Genomic DNA, 13,150 nt, shown 5'->3' with positions numbered 1-13,150 from the left:
ACCCGGTCCGAGCCGACCGAACCGCACCCGATCCGAGCCGACAGGGGGCCCGCGCCGGTGAGCGCCGCCGTACCGCCACCGGCCGACCGGCCGACACCGCCGGTGGGCCGGCCCGGCCGTGCCCGGCCGCGCTGGCTCACCTCGGCCGCGCTCGCCGCGGTGGGGGCGGTGCTGCTCACCGCCGGCTGGGCGGGGGGCCGGGAGGAGCCGGTCGGCGACCGCACCGTCGGCGAGGTCACCCGGGTCGGGGTACGGCCCGGCGACCGGATCCCCGAGTACGTGCGCGCCGCCGCGGCCGAACTGGCCGCGTTGCCGCCGTCCGGATCGCCGTCCGGGACGTACGCGCTGGTCTCGTTCACCGGCTACCTCGCGCCGGCGCAGGTGCCCGGCGTGCTCGCCGACGCGCCGGTCTCCGAGGTGGTGACGCGGGTGCCGCTGCCCGACCGGCAGACCGAGGTGGTCCGCCTGGCGGCGCAGCTGCTGCCGCAGGACGTGGTCGCCGGGATGGCGGCGGTGGCCGAGCGCAAGGACCGGGAGGCCGCCGACCAGCGCGCCCGCGCCGCCGGCACCGCCGAGGGCGAGCTGCGCCGGGTGTACGCCACCGGCGCGGAGGTCGCCGCGCGGGAGGCGCGGGCGTACCGGGCGGGGTGCGCGTGCGTCTACGCGGCGGTGGTGCGCGCCGACCCGGCCGTGCTGCGGACGCTGGCCGGCCGGCCCGGGGTGCGCGCGGTGGACCCGGCCCCGGAGCTGCGCCGGCTGGACCGGGCGGTGGTCCTCCCGCCGCTGCCCGAACAGCGGGACGTGGTGCGGCCGCCGGCCGACACCGCGCTGGACTTCCCGTCGGTGGGCGTTTCGTCGGAACAGGCACGGGACGTGATCGATCCCTCACCCGGCGGATCGGCTGGCTCGCGGGCGCTCACACCGCCTCCGACCTCGCCGGACACCGGCGGTGGGGGTGCACCGGCGCCGGGCGGGTGAGGATTGCCCATGGGGGATGTGCGGCAACAGGTGTGGTCCGAATAGGGTTTCGTTCGTAGCCTGTCAGGCGGAGATCGATGGCGCGGGGAGGGCGAGCCTTGGACGGCAGCGAGACCGGCTGGGGCCGGTCGGCCGAACCGGCACCGCGATGGCGGGCCTTGCTCGACCGCGCCCGGGGCGGTCGCGCCGGCGAGCCGGCGGAGGCCGACCGCCGTCCCGAGGAGCCCCCACCGGCGCGCGAGGCGTTGCCCCGGCGCGGGTCGGGCACCGGCTGGTCCGGGCGGGCCTCGGCCGCCGTGCCGCCCGTCGAGCCCCGGTACGGCACCGACCCCGGCTACCGGGCCGAGGCGACCTACCGGATCGACCCGGCGTACCGGGTGGAGCCGTCGTACCAGCCCGAGCCGTCGTACCAGCCCGAGCCGTCGTACCAGCCGGAGCCGTCGTACCGGAGTGAGCCGGGGTACCCGCCGGAGCCGGCCTACCGGGCCGAGCCCGGTTACCCGCCCGAGTCGCCGGCGGAGTCCCGCTACGCGTTGCTGGACAACGGCTACCGGCACGAGCCGCCGCCGGTCGAGTCGCGGTACGCCCCGCTGCTCGACGACGGCTTCCGACCCGGTTACGCCCCGGCCGAGCCGGCGTACCCGCCGCAGCCGTCGTACCGGCCCGAGCCGACCTATCCGCCGGAGCCGGCCGTGCCCGCCGAGCCGGCGTACCCGCCCGCGGTGACCGCCGACCGGGGCTATTCGCCGGCGCGGATCGAACCGGCCCGGATCGAGTGGCGCCCGCAGGCCCCGCAGGACGAGCAGGAGCGGGCCGCCGGCGTGCTGCGCCGCGACCTCGGCACGCCCCGGGTGCTCGCCTTCGCCAACCCCAAGGGCGGGGTGCACAAGACCACCGCCACCGTGCTCGCCGCCGCCACCGTCGGCAGCGTCCGCGGTCGGGGCGTGCTGGCCTGGGACGACAACGAGCTGCGCGGCACCCTCGGGCTGCGCGCCGGCAGCGCCCGGCACGCCCGGACGATCCGGCACCTGATCAGCGACCTGGCGCACATCGAGATCCGGGAGGGCGCCGAACTGCTGGAGTCCCTCGACGACTACCTGCGGCACGCCTCCGACGGCTCGTACGACGTGCTGGCCGGCGAGGAGAGCCCCCGGTTCGCCCAGCGGCTGGACCAGTTCACCGTCAAGCGGGTGCTGGAGCTGCTGCGCCGCACCCACGACGTGGTCTGCGTGGACACCGGCAACAACGTGGAGAGCGCCAACTGGCGCACCGTCATGCACGCCGCCGACCAGCTGGTGGTGACCACCGTGCCGCGCGAGGACGCCGCGTTCAGCGCGGACTGGATGCTGGACCTGCTGCACGAGGAGGGGATGGGGGAGCTGGCCGACAACGCGGTCACCCTGATCTCCTGCCCGACGCCCGGCCGCTCCCAGCTCCAGGACGACCTGGAACGGCACTTCGCCACCCGTACCCGGGCCGTCGCCGTGGTGCCGTACGACCCGGCGCTGGAGACCGGCTCCTCGATCGAGTACCCCCAGCTCCAGCCGGAGACCCGGCAGGCGTGGCTGCGCGCCGCCGCGGTGATGCTGGAGCCGTTCGCCCGCTGAGGGAGTGTCCGGCCACCGGCGCCCCCCGTCGCCGCCCCGCCTGAGAGGATCACCGGGTGAGCCCGGACACCCCCGATCCGCACCGGTCCGTCGACCGTCCCGACGAGCCGGACCGTGCCGCCGCGCCCGCCGGCCCCGCCCCGCCGGCCCGCACGGTGAACGACGGCTGGACGCCGCTCTCCGGCGCGCCCGACGCCGGATCGCGGCCCGGCGAGCCGGGCCCGGTCGAGCTGGCCACGCCGGGTGGCCCCTGGCCGCAACCGGGCGGACCGGCCGCGGCCTGGCCCCCGGCGTACGCCGGCCTCCCGGAGCAGCCGGCCGACCGGCCCCGCCGCTCCGTCGCGGCGACCCTCGCCACCGTGCTCGCACTGACCGTCCTGGGCGTGCCGCTCGGGCTGCTCTGGGCCGCCGTGGCCCCGGACACCCCGGTGCTCAAGACCGCCGAGGGCGCCATCTACGCCCAGCCGCAGCCGGAGCAGCCGATCGCCGCCGACGGCTGGTTCAGCCTGCTCGGGCTCGGCTTCGGGCTGCTCGCCGCGGTCGGGCTCTGGGTCGTGCTGCGCCGCCGCCGGGGCCCCGCCGTGCTGGCCGGGGCGGCGTTCGGCGCGCTCGGCGCCGCGCTGGTCGCCTGGCAGGTCGGCCGCCGGGTCGGGCTCTCCGGCTACCGGCGGCTGCTGGAGAACGCCCCGGACGGCACCGCCTTCAGCAAGCCGGCCGACCTGCGCGCCGGCGGGATCGAGTGGCTGTTCGGGTTCCTGCCGGTGCCCTTCGGGGACGTGCTGCTGCCGGCGTTCGCCGCGGCCGTGACGTACACCCTGCTGGCCGGCTGGTCGCGCTGGCCGTCGCTGCGGCCGGAGCCGGAGCCCGGCGGCCTCAGTTGGGGGCCGGGGGCGACGCCAGCTCCGACAGCGGCACCGGAACCGCCCGCACCTGACGCAGCAGAGCCGCCTCGCGGTTGAGCAGCCGCAGCTCGGCGCGGAGCCGGGTGGCGGTGTCGTCGATGGCGAGCAGTCGCTGGCGGTCCGCCACGGTGAGCGCGGCCGTCGCGGCGACCAGGTGGGACAGCACTGTCGGGTCCTCCGGCAGCTGCTCGGAGATCTCCTCCGGATCGGGCCGGATCAGCCCCAGGTACTGGCGGAAGACCGCGATCACCCGGGCCGCGAGCAGCTCGGCGATCTCGTCGGTGCCGCCCGGCTCGGGCAGCCACTCGACCTGCGCGGTCAGGTACGGCGCCGAGGAGCGGTCCACGTCGGCGATCCGGAACCGCCGCCGGCCCACCGTGACGATGTCGAAGCCGCCGTCGTCGAGCTCGGTGACCTGCCGCAGCTCGGCGGTGCACCCCACCTCGTGCAGCGTCACGTCACCGCCGCCGGGGGTCGACCGGCCGGGTGCCGGGGCGACCTCCCAGCCGGCCTGGATCGCCACCACGCCGAACTCGCGGGGCGCCCCCTCGGGCAGCCCGACCAGGTGGCGCACCAGCGCGCGGTAGCGCTCCTCGAATATGTGCAGCGGCAGCACGAGTCCGGGAAAGAGCACCGTTGCGAGCGGGAACACCGGCAGCCGCGCAGTCACGCGTCGAGCCTAGTCGGACCGGACGCCCGCGGCGTGGCCCGGCTCACGCCTCCCGCGGTACGGGCGGCGCGGAAAGATCCTGACGAAGCGGCCTAGACTCGCAAGGGTGTTGAATCGGATCGACCTGCGCGGCGGTGTCCGTGACCCGCGCCGCCTGCTGCCCCGTGCCCAGCTCGACGTCTCCGTGGCCGTCGAGCGGATCCGCCCGCTCGTCGAGGCGGTCCGGGAGCATGGGTATCCGGCGATCCGGGAGGCCAGCGAGCGGTTCGACGGCGTCTCCCCGGCGGTGCTGCGGGTGCCGGCCGAGGCGATCGCCGAGGCCGAGGGGACGCTCGACCCGCAGGTGCGCGCCGCGCTGCTGGAGTCGATCGCGCGCGCCCGCCGGGTGCACGCCGACCAGCGGCGCACCGACCACACCACCCAGGTCGTCCCCGGCGGCACGGTGACCGAGCGCTGGGTGCCGGTCGACCGGGTGGGCCTCTACGTCCCCGGTGGCCTGGCGATGTACCCGTCGACCGTGGTGATGAACGTGGTCCCCGCCCAGGCGGCCGGGGTGCGCTCGCTGGTGGTGGTCAGCCCGCCGCAGCAGGACAACGGCGGCCTGCCCGACGCGCGGGTGCTGGCGGCCTGCGCGCTGCTCGGCGTCGACGAGGTGTACGCCGTCGGCGGCGCCCAGGCGGTGGCGATGCTGGCATACGGCGCGGCGGTCGACGCCGAGGGCAGCGCGCACTGCGACCCGGTCGACATGATCACCGGTCCGGGCAACATCTGGGTCACCGCCGCCAAGCGGTTGCTGCGCGGCGTGGTCGGCATCGACGCCGAGGCCGGCCCGACCGAGATCGCCATCCTGGCCGACGACACCGCCGACCCGGCGCACGTCGCCGCCGACCTGATCAGCCAGGCCGAGCACGACCCCCTCGCCGCCAGCGTGCTGGTCACCCCGTCGGTCGAACTGGCCGAGGCGGTCGAGCGGGAGCTGGCCCGGCAGGTGCCGGCCACCAAGCACGCCGAGCGGGTCAGCACCGCGCTCAGTGGCGAGCAGAGCGGCGTGGTCCTCGTGGACGACCTCGACGCCGGGCTGCGGGTGGTCGACGCGTACGCGGCCGAGCACCTGGAGATCCAGACCGTGGACGCCCGCGCGTGGGCGATGCGGGTGCGCAACGCCGGGGCGATCTTCGTCGGCGCCTGGTCGCCGGTGTCGCTCGGCGACTACTGCGCCGGCTCCAACCACGTGCTGCCCACCGGCGGCTGCGCCCGGCACTCCTCGGGGCTGTCGGTGCAGTCCTTCCTGCGCGGCATCCACCTGGTGGAGTACACCGAGGACGCGCTGCGCGAGGTGGCCCCGCACGTGGTGACCCTGGCCAACGTGGAGGACCTGCCGGCGCACGGCCAGGCCGTCGCGGCCCGCTTCCCCGGGGGGCCGGCGTGACCACCCTGGACGACCTGCCGCTCCGCGACGACCTGCGGGGCCTGCGGCCGTACGGGGCGCCGCAGCTCGACGTGGCGGTCCGGCTGAACACCAACGAGAACTCGTACCCGGTGCCCGAGCCGGTGGTCGAGGCGATCGGCAAGGCCCTCGCCGCGGAGCTGCGCGACCTGAACCGGTACCCGGACCGGGACGCGGTGGCGCTCCGGGCCGACCTGGCGGCGTACCTCGGCCACGGGCTCGCCGTCGAGCAGGTCTGGGCGGCCAACGGCTCCAACGAGATCCAGCAGCAGCTGCTCCAGGCGTTCGGCGGCCCGGGGCGCACCGCGCTCGGCTTCACCCCGGCGTACTCGATGCACCCGCTGCTGGCGCTGGGCACCGGCACCGGCTGGGTGCCGGGGGTCCGGGGCGCCGACTTCGGGCTGACCGTCGACGACGCGGTGGCCCAGGTGCGCGAGCACCGGCCGGACGTGGTCTTCCTCTGCTCGCCGAACAACCCCACCGGCACCGCGCTGGACCCGGCGGTGGTCGCCGCGGTGCTCGACGCCGCCCCCGGCATGGTGGTGGTCGACGAGGCGTACGCCGAGTTCGCCCGCCCCGGCACGGTGAGCGCGCTGGCCGTGCTGCCCGGCCACCCGCGGCTGGTGGTCACCCGGACGATGAGCAAGGCGTTCGGCTTCGCCGGCGGCCGGCTGGGCTACCTGGCCGCCGACCCGGCGGTGGTGGCCGCCGTGCAGCTGGTCCGGCTGCCGTACCACCTCTCGGCGCTCACCCAGGCCGCCGCCCGGGCGGCGCTGGCCCACCGCGACGCCCTGCTCGGCACCGTCGACGCGATCAAGGCCCAGCGCGACCGGATCGTCGCCGAGCTGCGCGCCCGCGGCCACCGGGTCGCCGACAGCGACGCCAACTTCGTGCTCTTCGAGGTGGTCGGCGACCAGGCCGTCGCCTGGCGCACCCTGCTCGACGCCGGCGTGCTGGTCCGCGACGTCGGCCTGCCCGGCTGGCTGCGGGTCACCGCCGGCACCCCGGCCGAGACCGACGCCTTCCTCACCGCAATGGAGAAGCTGACATGAGTCGCACCGCCCGGGTGGAGCGGATCACCAAGGAGACCAAGGTGCTGGTCGAGATCGACCTCGACGGCACCGGCCAGGCCGAGATCAGCACCGGCGTCGGTTTCTACGACCACATGCTGCACCAGATCGCCCGGCACGGCGGCTTCGACCTCACCGTGCGCACCGTCGGCGACCTGGAGATCGACGCCCACCACACGATGGAGGACACCGCGCTGGCCCTGGGCGCCGCCTTCGACCAGGCGCTGGGGGACAAGGCCGGCATCCGGCGGTACGGCTCGGCCACCGTGCCGATGGACGAGGTCCTCGTCCGCGCCGCCGTCGACCTCTCCGGCCGCCCGTACGTGCTGCACGACGAGCCGGCGCTCGCGCCGTACATCGGCCCGGTCTACCCCACCAGCATGACCCGGCACATCTGGGAGTCCTTCGGCCAGTCGGCCCGGATCACCCTGCACGTGGACGTGCTGCGGGCGGCCCGCCCCGGCGGCCACCCGGACGCCCACCACGTGGTGGAGGCGCAGTTCAAGGCGGTCTCCCGGGCGCTGCGCGAGGCCACCGCGATCGACCCGCGCTCGGCCGGCGTGGTGCCCAGCACGAAGGGTGCGCTCTGATGAGCGCGAGGAGTGCAGCGCAGCGGAGCCCCGCAGTCGCGACTGAAGGAGAGCTCTGATGGGGCCGGTGCTGCCGACGCTGCTGCTGATCCTGGCCGGTGTGCTGGTCGGCGGGACGTGGTCGTTGCACAAGCAGGGCGCGCCGCGCGGCGCGGTGGTCATCATGGCGCTGCTGGCCACGCTCGCCACCGTCGGCGGGGTGCTCTGGCTGCTCCCCGGGGAGGGCTGATGACCACCAGGATCGTGGTGCTGGACTACGGCTCGGGCAACCTGCGCTCGGCCGAGCGCGCCCTGGAGCGCGCCGGCGCCGAGGTGACCGTCACCGACGACCTGGCCGCCGCCGCCGAGGCCGACGGCCTAGTGGTGCCGGGCGTGGGCGCCTACGCCGCCTGCATGGCGGGGATCGAGGCGCTCGGCGCCGGCCCGGTGATCGCCGAGCGGGTCGCCGCCGGCCGGCCGGTGCTGGGCATCTGCGTCGGCATGCAGGTGCTCTTCGAGCACGGCGACGAGCACGGCGTGGTCACCAAGGGGCTCGGGCTGCTGCCCGGCGGGGTGACGAAACTGCCCGCCGACCGGCTGCCGCACATGGGCTGGAACACGGTCGACGCGCCGGCCGGCTCGGTGCTCTTCGGCGGGCTGCCCGCCGACAGCCGGTTCTACTTCGTCCACTCGTACGGGGTGAACGACGTCGCCGGGCTGGCCGCCGCCGGGGCTCTGGTCACCACCGCCCACCACGGCACCGACTTCGTCGCCGCGGTGGAGCGGGGCGCGCTGTCGGCCGCCCAGTTCCACCCGGAGAAGTCGGCCGACACCGGGGCCGCCCTCCTGCGCAACTGGCTGGCCACGGTTGGCTGAGTTGGCTGAGCCGGCCGGCCCGGCGCGGGGCACGCCGGCCGCCGGGGCACCGCGGGGCACGGCGTGAGCGCGAGGAGTGAGCCGGGTTTGCGAGCCCCGCAGTCGCGAACTGAGGTGAACCAGTGAGCAAGGAGCGGGCCCGCCGCCGCGCCGTCCGGGAGGCCGAGGCCGCCCGGGAACGCGTCGTGCGCCAGCGCCGGCTGGCCCGCCGGCAGCGCACCCGCACGCTGGTACGCCGGCTGGCGCCGCAGTGGCGGCGGGGTCGCACCGGCCGGGTGGGCCGCCGCAGCCGGGGGGAGCGGGCCGCGATCGTCGGCCTGAGCCTGGCCGCGCTGTTCGGGATCTGGACGTTCGTCGACGATCTGGCGTTGCGCCTGGTGCTGGTCGTCCTGCTGCTGCTGGTCCTGCCGGCGATCGTCGTGATCGCGCTGGACCGTCGGATCTGATGCGAGGAGAGAGAAGTTGAGCCTCACCCTGTTGCCCGCCGTGGACGTCGCCGACGGCCAGGCCGTCCGGCTCGTGCAGGGCGCCGCCGGCAGCGAGACCGCGTACGGCGATCCGCTGGAGGCCGCGCTGGCCTGGCAGGCCGACGGCGCCGAGTGGATCCACCTGGTCGACCTGGACGCGGCGTTCGGTCGGGGCTCCAACGCGCACCTGCTCGCCGAGGTGGTGCGGCAGCTCGACGTGAAGGTGGAGCTCTCCGGCGGCATCCGGGACGACGAGTCGTTGCAGGCGGCGCTGGGCACCGGGGCGGCCCGGGTGAACATCGGCACCGCCGCGCTGGAGGACCCGCAGTGGTGCGACCGGGTCTGCGGCGAGTACGGCGACCGCGTCGCGATCGGGCTGGACGTGCGGGGTCGTACCCTCTCCGCCCGGGGCTGGACCCGCGACGGCGGTGACCTGTGGGAGGTGCTGGAGCGGCTGGACAAGGCGGGCGCCGCCCGGTACGTGGTGACCGACATCACCAAGGACGGCACCATGCGCGGGCCGAACCTGGACCTGCTGCGTGAGGTCTGCGCGCGCACCGACGCCCCGGTGATCGCCTCTGGCGGCGTGTCCACCCTGGACGACCTGCGGGCGCTGGCCACCCTGGAGCCGATCGGGGTGGAGGGCGTGATCGCCGGCAAGGCGCTCTACGCCGGCGCGTTCACCGTGGCCCAGGCGCTGGAAACGCTGGCCGCCGCGTGACCGTCACCCGGTTGGGCTCGGGCGGCCCGTGGGAGGCCGTCTACGGCTACGCCCGGGTGGTCCGGGCGGGCGACCTGGCGTGGACGGCGGGATGCACGTCGACCGTGGACGGTCGGGTGACGCACGTCGGCGACGCCGCGGCGCAGACCGCGCAGGCGCTGCGGATCGGGCTGGACGCGCTCGCCGAGGTGGGCGCCGAGCCGGGCGACGTGGTCCGGACCCGGCTGTACGTGACCGACCGGAGCTACGCCGACGAGGTGGGTCGGGCGCACAACGCGGTGTTCGGGGCCGTCCGTCCGGCGGCGACGATGGTGGTGGTGGCCGGCCTGCTCGACCCCGACCAGCTGGTCGAGGTGGAGCTGGAGGCCTGGCTCGGCGAGCGCTGAGCCCGGCCGCCCCGCCCGGCGACCGGGTGGGCGGGGCCACATCCCGGCCAGATCGGTTGTGCACAATTCAATCGTGGGCTACGGTTTCCCCGTGACCGATGATCTGGTGCTACGTCGACAGGTGTGCTTCGCGCTCTACGCCGCGTCGCGCGCCCTCACCGACGTCTACCGGCCCATCCTCGACGAGGTCGGCCTGACCTACCCGCAGTACCTGGTGCTGCTGGTGCTCTGGGAGCGCGAGGACGCCCCCACGGTCTCCGAGCTCGGCGCCGCGCTGCGGCTGGACTCCGGCACGCTCTCCCCGCTGCTCAAGCGGTTGGAGGCGGCGGGCCTGGTGGTCCGGTCCCGGTCGGCGCGCGACGAGCGACGGGTGGAGGTGGGGCTCACCGCCGACGGTCGGGCCCTGCGGCAGCGGATGGACGAGGTGCCGCTGCAGGTCGCCCGCGCCACCGGCCTCACCGAGGCCGAGCTGATCGCCCTGCGCGACACCCTCACCCGGGTCACCGAGACGATCCACCGACAGAAGGAGCAGTGACCATGCAGGTGCTCTACACCGCGTCCGCCCTCGCCAGCGGCGACGGCCGCGACGGCCACGTCCGCACCTCCGACGGCACCGTCGAGCTGGACCTGGCGATCCCGAAGGAGATGGGCGGCGCCGGTGGCGCGGCCAACCCCGAGCAGCTCTTCGCCGCAGGCTACGCGGCCTGCTTCCACTCGGCGCTGCGCCTGGTCGCCCGCCGGGCCAAGGCCGACGTCTCCGGCTCGGTGGTCGAGGCCGAGGTCGGCATCGGCCCGAACGGCAGCGGCGGCTTCGGGCTGACCGTCGCCCTCCTGGTCGACCTGCCCGCCGTCGAGCGCGCCGCCGCCGAGCAGCTGGTCGCGCAGGCCCACCAGGTCTGCCCGTACTCGAACGCGACCCGCGGCAACATCGAGGTCGCCCTCACCGTCCGCGAGGCCGCCGCGGCCTGAGCGCCGCCCGGCCCTTCCCCCCGCGTACGAAAGGACGACACCGTGAGCACCAACCGCGAGATCCACCTGGCCTCCCGCCCCCAGGGCTGGCCGACCGCCGACAACTTCCGCCTCGTCGAGACCGAGGTGCCGACGTCCGGCCCGGGCCAGATCGTGGTCCGCAACCAGTTCATGTCCGTCGACCCGTACATGCGGGGGCGGATGAACGACGTGAAGTCGTACGTCCCGCCGTTCCAGCTCGGGGCGCCGCTCGACGGCGGCGCGGTCGGCGAGGTCGTGGCCAGCGAGGCCGACGGCGTCAAGGTCGGCGACACCGTGCTGCACGGCCTCGGCTGGCGGGAGTACGCGCTGCTCGACGCCAAGGCCGCCCGCCCGGTCGACCCGACGATCGCGCCGGTGAGCGCGTACCTGAGCGTGCTCGGCATGACTGGTCTGACCGCGTACGCCGGGCTGCTCGACGTGGCCGGCATGAAGCCGGGGGAGAGCGTCTTCGTCTCCGCCGCCGCCGGCTCGGTCGGCAGCCTGGTCGGCCAGATCGCCAAGCTCAAGGGCGCCGGGCACGTGGTCGGCAGCGCCGGCTCGGCGGCCAAGGTCGAGCGGCTCAAGGCGCTCGGCTTCGACGCCGCCTTCGACTACCACGACGGCCCGGTACGCGACTCGCTCAGGGCGGCCGCCCCCAACGGCATCGACGTCTACTTCGACAACGTCGGCGGCGACCACCTGGAGGCGGCGATCTCGGCGATGAACCTGCACGGCCGGGCCGCCATCTGCGGCATGATCGCGCAGTACAACGACACCGAGCCGCCGGCCGCCCCGCGCAACCTGGCGATGGTCATCGGCAAGCGGCTCACCCTGCGCGGCTTCCTCGTCAGTGACCACGGCAACCTGCGCGAGCAGTTCGTGCGGGACGTCTCCGGCTGGCTGCGCGACGGCAAGCTCGCGTACGACGAGACGATCGTCGACGGCATCGAGAACGCCCCCGAGGCGTTCCTCGGCCTGCTGCGCGGCGAGAACCTGGGCAAGATGCTCGTCCGGGTGTGAGTCCCGATCCGGCGCGCGGCGGTGGCCGGCCTCACAGGTCGGTCGCCGCCGCGTGCCCGTTGGATAGGCTCGCCACATGACGGTGGCGGTACGGGTGATTCCGTGTCTGGACGTGGACGCCGGGCGGGTGGTCAAGGGGGTCAACTTCGTCGACCTGCGCGACGCCGGCGACCCGGTGGAGCTGGCCGCGGCGTACGACCGGGCCGGCGCGGACGAGCTGACCTTCCTCGACGTCACCGCCTCCTCCAGCGACCGGGGGACCATGCTCGACGTGGTCCGGCGCACCGCGGAGTCGGTCTTCATTCCGCTGACCGTGGGCGGTGGCGTACGGCGGGTCGCCGACGTCGACACGCTGCTGCGGGCCGGCGCGGACAAGGTCGGGGTGAACACCGCCGCGATCGCCCGCCCCGAGCTGATCGCCGAGATCGCCGACCGGTTCGGCCGGCAGGTGCTGGTGCTCTCGCTGGACGTGCGCCGGGCTCCGGCGGGCACCACGCCCAGCGGGTTCGAGGTGACCACCCACGGCGGCCGCCGGGGCACCGGCCTGGACGCGGTCGAGTGGGCGCGGCGCGGTGCCGAGCTGGGGGCGGGGGAGATCCTGCTCAACTCGATGGACGCCGACGGCACCAAGGCCGGCTTCGACCTGGCGCTGATCCAGGCGGTCCGCGCGGTGGTGGACGTGCCGGTGGTGGCCAGCGGCGGCGCCGGCGAGGTGGCGCACTTCCCGCCGGCCATCGGCGCGGGCGCCGACGCGGTGCTCGCGGCGAGCGTCTTCCACTTCGGCGAGCTGACCGTCGGCGAGGTCAAGGACGCGCTGAAGGCCGCCGGCCACCCGGTGCGCTGAGGCGCGTGGCGCGGCCCCGCCGTCACCCCGCCGCGCCAGCCCGCCCGCGCCGCCGGCCCCACCGCCGGCGCCTCCGCGCCGCCGCGCCGCCGCGGCTCAGCGACCGGTCCGCCCCTCCGGCGAGCGGCGCGGGGCCGGAATCGACCGGACGATGTACTCCTGGACGGCGGCGGCGTGGTCCTCCTCGGGCAGGTGCCACTCGGCGCTACCGGGGGTGTGCCGCCGGACCAGTACCCCCTGCACGGTGTCCACCGTGGTCCCCACGCCCGCGCTCGGCCGGGTGCGCCAGAGCCGCTCGCCGTCCGGGGTGATCCGGAACCAGCCGTCGGAGACGCTGACCAGGCCGGCGCCGGCCAGCCGGCGGACCGCCGCCTCGACGTCCTCCCGCTCCGGGATCGCCTGGTTGAGGTGCTCCGCGGTGGAGAGGACGTCGGTCAGCCGGACGCCCTCCGGCCGTCGGGTGTCCGCCGCGCGGCGGTGCCGTCCGGCGCCGCTCGCGATCACCAGTGACACGAAGATCCAGGCGTCGTTCCAGCGCCATCCGCTCTCCCCCATGCACGAATGATGCCCGGCGGGGTCGGCGGAGGAAACACCTACTTTCCC

The 13,150-nt window shown here is 75.7% G+C and carries 17 protein-coding genes; 15 read left to right on the top strand and 2 right to left on the bottom strand.

Annotated elements, in window-relative coordinates:
• Window positions 1-57: 57 nt before the first annotated feature.
• The 3 genes from ACTMTB_RS12475 to ACTMTB_RS12465 all read left to right on the top strand — a co-directional run bounded on the left by ACTMTB_RS12475 (window position 58) and on the right by ACTMTB_RS12465 (window position 3,544).
• Window positions 58-978, top strand: a complete 921-nt coding sequence (locus ACTMTB_RS12475) for a hypothetical protein (RefSeq protein ID WP_441145191.1) — start codon at window positions 58-60, stop codon at window positions 976-978.
• A 77-nt stretch (window positions 979-1,055) separates the two neighbouring features.
• Entirely contained in the window at window positions 1,056-2,585 is a 1,530-nt protein-coding gene (locus tag ACTMTB_RS12470) for an AAA family ATPase (RefSeq protein ID WP_441145189.1), read from the top strand.
• A 56-nt stretch (window positions 2,586-2,641) separates the two neighbouring features.
• Window positions 2,642-3,544, top strand: coding sequence for a DUF2567 domain-containing protein (locus tag ACTMTB_RS12465; RefSeq protein WP_441145187.1), 903 nt, complete (start codon window positions 2,642-2,644; stop codon window positions 3,542-3,544).
• On the opposite strand, the gene ACTMTB_RS12460 is transcribed toward ACTMTB_RS12465, so the two are convergent.
• Complete coding sequence (locus ACTMTB_RS12460; RefSeq protein WP_441145185.1) at window positions 3,459-4,157, bottom strand: LON peptidase substrate-binding domain-containing protein; 699 nt, start codon at window positions 4,155-4,157, stop codon at window positions 3,459-3,461. The two genes, ACTMTB_RS12465 and ACTMTB_RS12460, sit on opposite strands and share 86 nt — an antisense overlap.
• A 106-nt stretch (window positions 4,158-4,263) precedes the next feature.
• On the opposite strand from ACTMTB_RS12460, the gene hisD reads away from it, so the two are divergent.
• From hisD to hisF, 12 genes are all read left to right on the top strand, one after another.
• Window positions 4,264-5,586, top strand: coding sequence for a histidinol dehydrogenase (hisD, locus tag ACTMTB_RS12455; protein ID WP_441145183.1), 1,323 nt, complete (start codon window positions 4,264-4,266; stop codon window positions 5,584-5,586).
• Entirely contained in the window at window positions 5,583-6,656 is a 1,074-nt protein-coding gene (locus tag ACTMTB_RS12450) for a histidinol-phosphate transaminase (RefSeq protein WP_441145181.1), read from the top strand. Before hisD ends, ACTMTB_RS12450 begins: the two co-directional genes overlap by 4 nt.
• Window positions 6,653-7,264 carry an imidazoleglycerol-phosphate dehydratase HisB gene (gene hisB / locus ACTMTB_RS12445; RefSeq protein ID WP_154943845.1) on the top strand — a complete coding sequence of 204 codons (612 nt, stop codon included), beginning with the start codon at window positions 6,653-6,655 and terminating at the stop codon, window positions 7,262-7,264. Before ACTMTB_RS12450 ends, hisB begins: the two co-directional genes overlap by 4 nt.
• A 58-nt stretch (window positions 7,265-7,322) precedes the next feature.
• Window positions 7,323-7,493 carry a hypothetical protein gene (locus tag ACTMTB_RS12440; protein ID WP_170285505.1) on the top strand — a complete coding sequence of 57 codons (171 nt, stop codon included), beginning with the start codon at window positions 7,323-7,325 and terminating at the stop codon, window positions 7,491-7,493.
• Entirely contained in the window at window positions 7,493-8,119 is a 627-nt protein-coding gene (hisH, locus tag ACTMTB_RS12435; RefSeq protein WP_441145178.1) for an imidazole glycerol phosphate synthase subunit HisH, read from the top strand. The genes ACTMTB_RS12440 and hisH overlap by 1 nt, the downstream gene beginning before the upstream one ends.
• A 122-nt stretch (window positions 8,120-8,241) precedes the next feature.
• The gene (locus ACTMTB_RS12430) at window positions 8,242-8,565 is read left to right on the top strand and encodes a hypothetical protein (protein ID WP_441145176.1); all 324 of its coding nucleotides are present in this window, start codon (window positions 8,242-8,244) and stop codon (window positions 8,563-8,565) included.
• Between the two features lie 16 nt (window positions 8,566-8,581).
• Window positions 8,582-9,307, top strand: coding sequence for a bifunctional 1-(5-phosphoribosyl)-5-((5-phosphoribosylamino)methylideneamino)imidazole-4-carboxamide isomerase/phosphoribosylanthranilate isomerase PriA (priA, locus tag ACTMTB_RS12425; protein WP_238449452.1), 726 nt, complete (start codon window positions 8,582-8,584; stop codon window positions 9,305-9,307).
• The gene (locus ACTMTB_RS12420) at window positions 9,304-9,693 is read left to right on the top strand and encodes a RidA family protein (RefSeq protein WP_441145174.1); all 390 of its coding nucleotides are present in this window, start codon (window positions 9,304-9,306) and stop codon (window positions 9,691-9,693) included. The genes priA and ACTMTB_RS12420 overlap by 4 nt, the downstream gene beginning before the upstream one ends.
• Before the next feature lie 91 nt (window positions 9,694-9,784).
• Entirely contained in the window at window positions 9,785-10,228 is a 444-nt protein-coding gene (locus tag ACTMTB_RS12415; protein WP_154943836.1) for a MarR family winged helix-turn-helix transcriptional regulator, read from the top strand.
• Window positions 10,229-10,230: 2 nt separating this feature from the next.
• Window positions 10,231-10,662 (top strand): organic hydroperoxide resistance protein, encoded by a 432-nt coding sequence (locus ACTMTB_RS12410; protein ID WP_280838173.1) that lies wholly within the window; start codon window positions 10,231-10,233, stop codon window positions 10,660-10,662.
• Between the two features lie 42 nt (window positions 10,663-10,704).
• Entirely contained in the window at window positions 10,705-11,703 is a 999-nt protein-coding gene (locus ACTMTB_RS12405) for an NADP-dependent oxidoreductase (protein ID WP_441145172.1), read from the top strand.
• Between the two features lie 76 nt (window positions 11,704-11,779).
• Window positions 11,780-12,547 (top strand): imidazole glycerol phosphate synthase subunit HisF, encoded by a 768-nt coding sequence (gene hisF, locus ACTMTB_RS12400; RefSeq protein WP_441145170.1) that lies wholly within the window; start codon window positions 11,780-11,782, stop codon window positions 12,545-12,547.
• Between the two features lie 96 nt (window positions 12,548-12,643).
• On the opposite strand, the gene ACTMTB_RS12395 is transcribed toward hisF, so the two are convergent.
• Complete coding sequence (locus tag ACTMTB_RS12395; RefSeq protein WP_154943830.1) at window positions 12,644-13,102, bottom strand: hypothetical protein; 459 nt, start codon at window positions 13,100-13,102, stop codon at window positions 12,644-12,646.
• Between the last annotated feature and the right edge of the window lie 48 nt (window positions 13,103-13,150).

It is taken from the genome of Micromonospora sp. L32 (assembly GCF_052068055.1).
Classification (GTDB): Bacteria; Actinomycetota; Actinomycetes; order Mycobacteriales; family Micromonosporaceae; genus Micromonospora; species Micromonospora purpureochromogenes.
This window is presented reverse-complemented; position numbering and strand designations above follow the sequence as displayed.

What these genes read in the sequence shown, in the direction of transcription:
- ACTMTB_RS12395 (WP_154943830.1), bottom strand. Translation starts at nt 13,102, where the DNA reads ATGGGGGAGAGCGGATGGCGCTGGAACGACGCCTGGATCTTCGTGTCA.
- hisB (WP_154943845.1), top strand. Translation starts at nt 6,653, where the DNA reads ATGAGTCGCACCGCCCGGGTGGAGCGGATCACCAAGGAGACCAAGGTG.
- ACTMTB_RS12410 (WP_280838173.1), top strand. Translation starts at nt 10,231, where the DNA reads ATGCAGGTGCTCTACACCGCGTCCGCCCTCGCCAGCGGCGACGGCCGC.
- hisH (WP_441145178.1), top strand. Translation starts at nt 7,493, where the DNA reads ATGACCACCAGGATCGTGGTGCTGGACTACGGCTCGGGCAACCTGCGC.
- ACTMTB_RS12440 (WP_170285505.1), top strand. Translation starts at nt 7,323, where the DNA reads ATGGGGCCGGTGCTGCCGACGCTGCTGCTGATCCTGGCCGGTGTGCTG.
- hisF (WP_441145170.1), top strand. Translation starts at nt 11,780, where the DNA reads ATGACGGTGGCGGTACGGGTGATTCCGTGTCTGGACGTGGACGCCGGG.
- ACTMTB_RS12470 (WP_441145189.1), top strand. Translation starts at nt 1,056, where the DNA reads ATGGCGCGGGGAGGGCGAGCCTTGGACGGCAGCGAGACCGGCTGGGGC.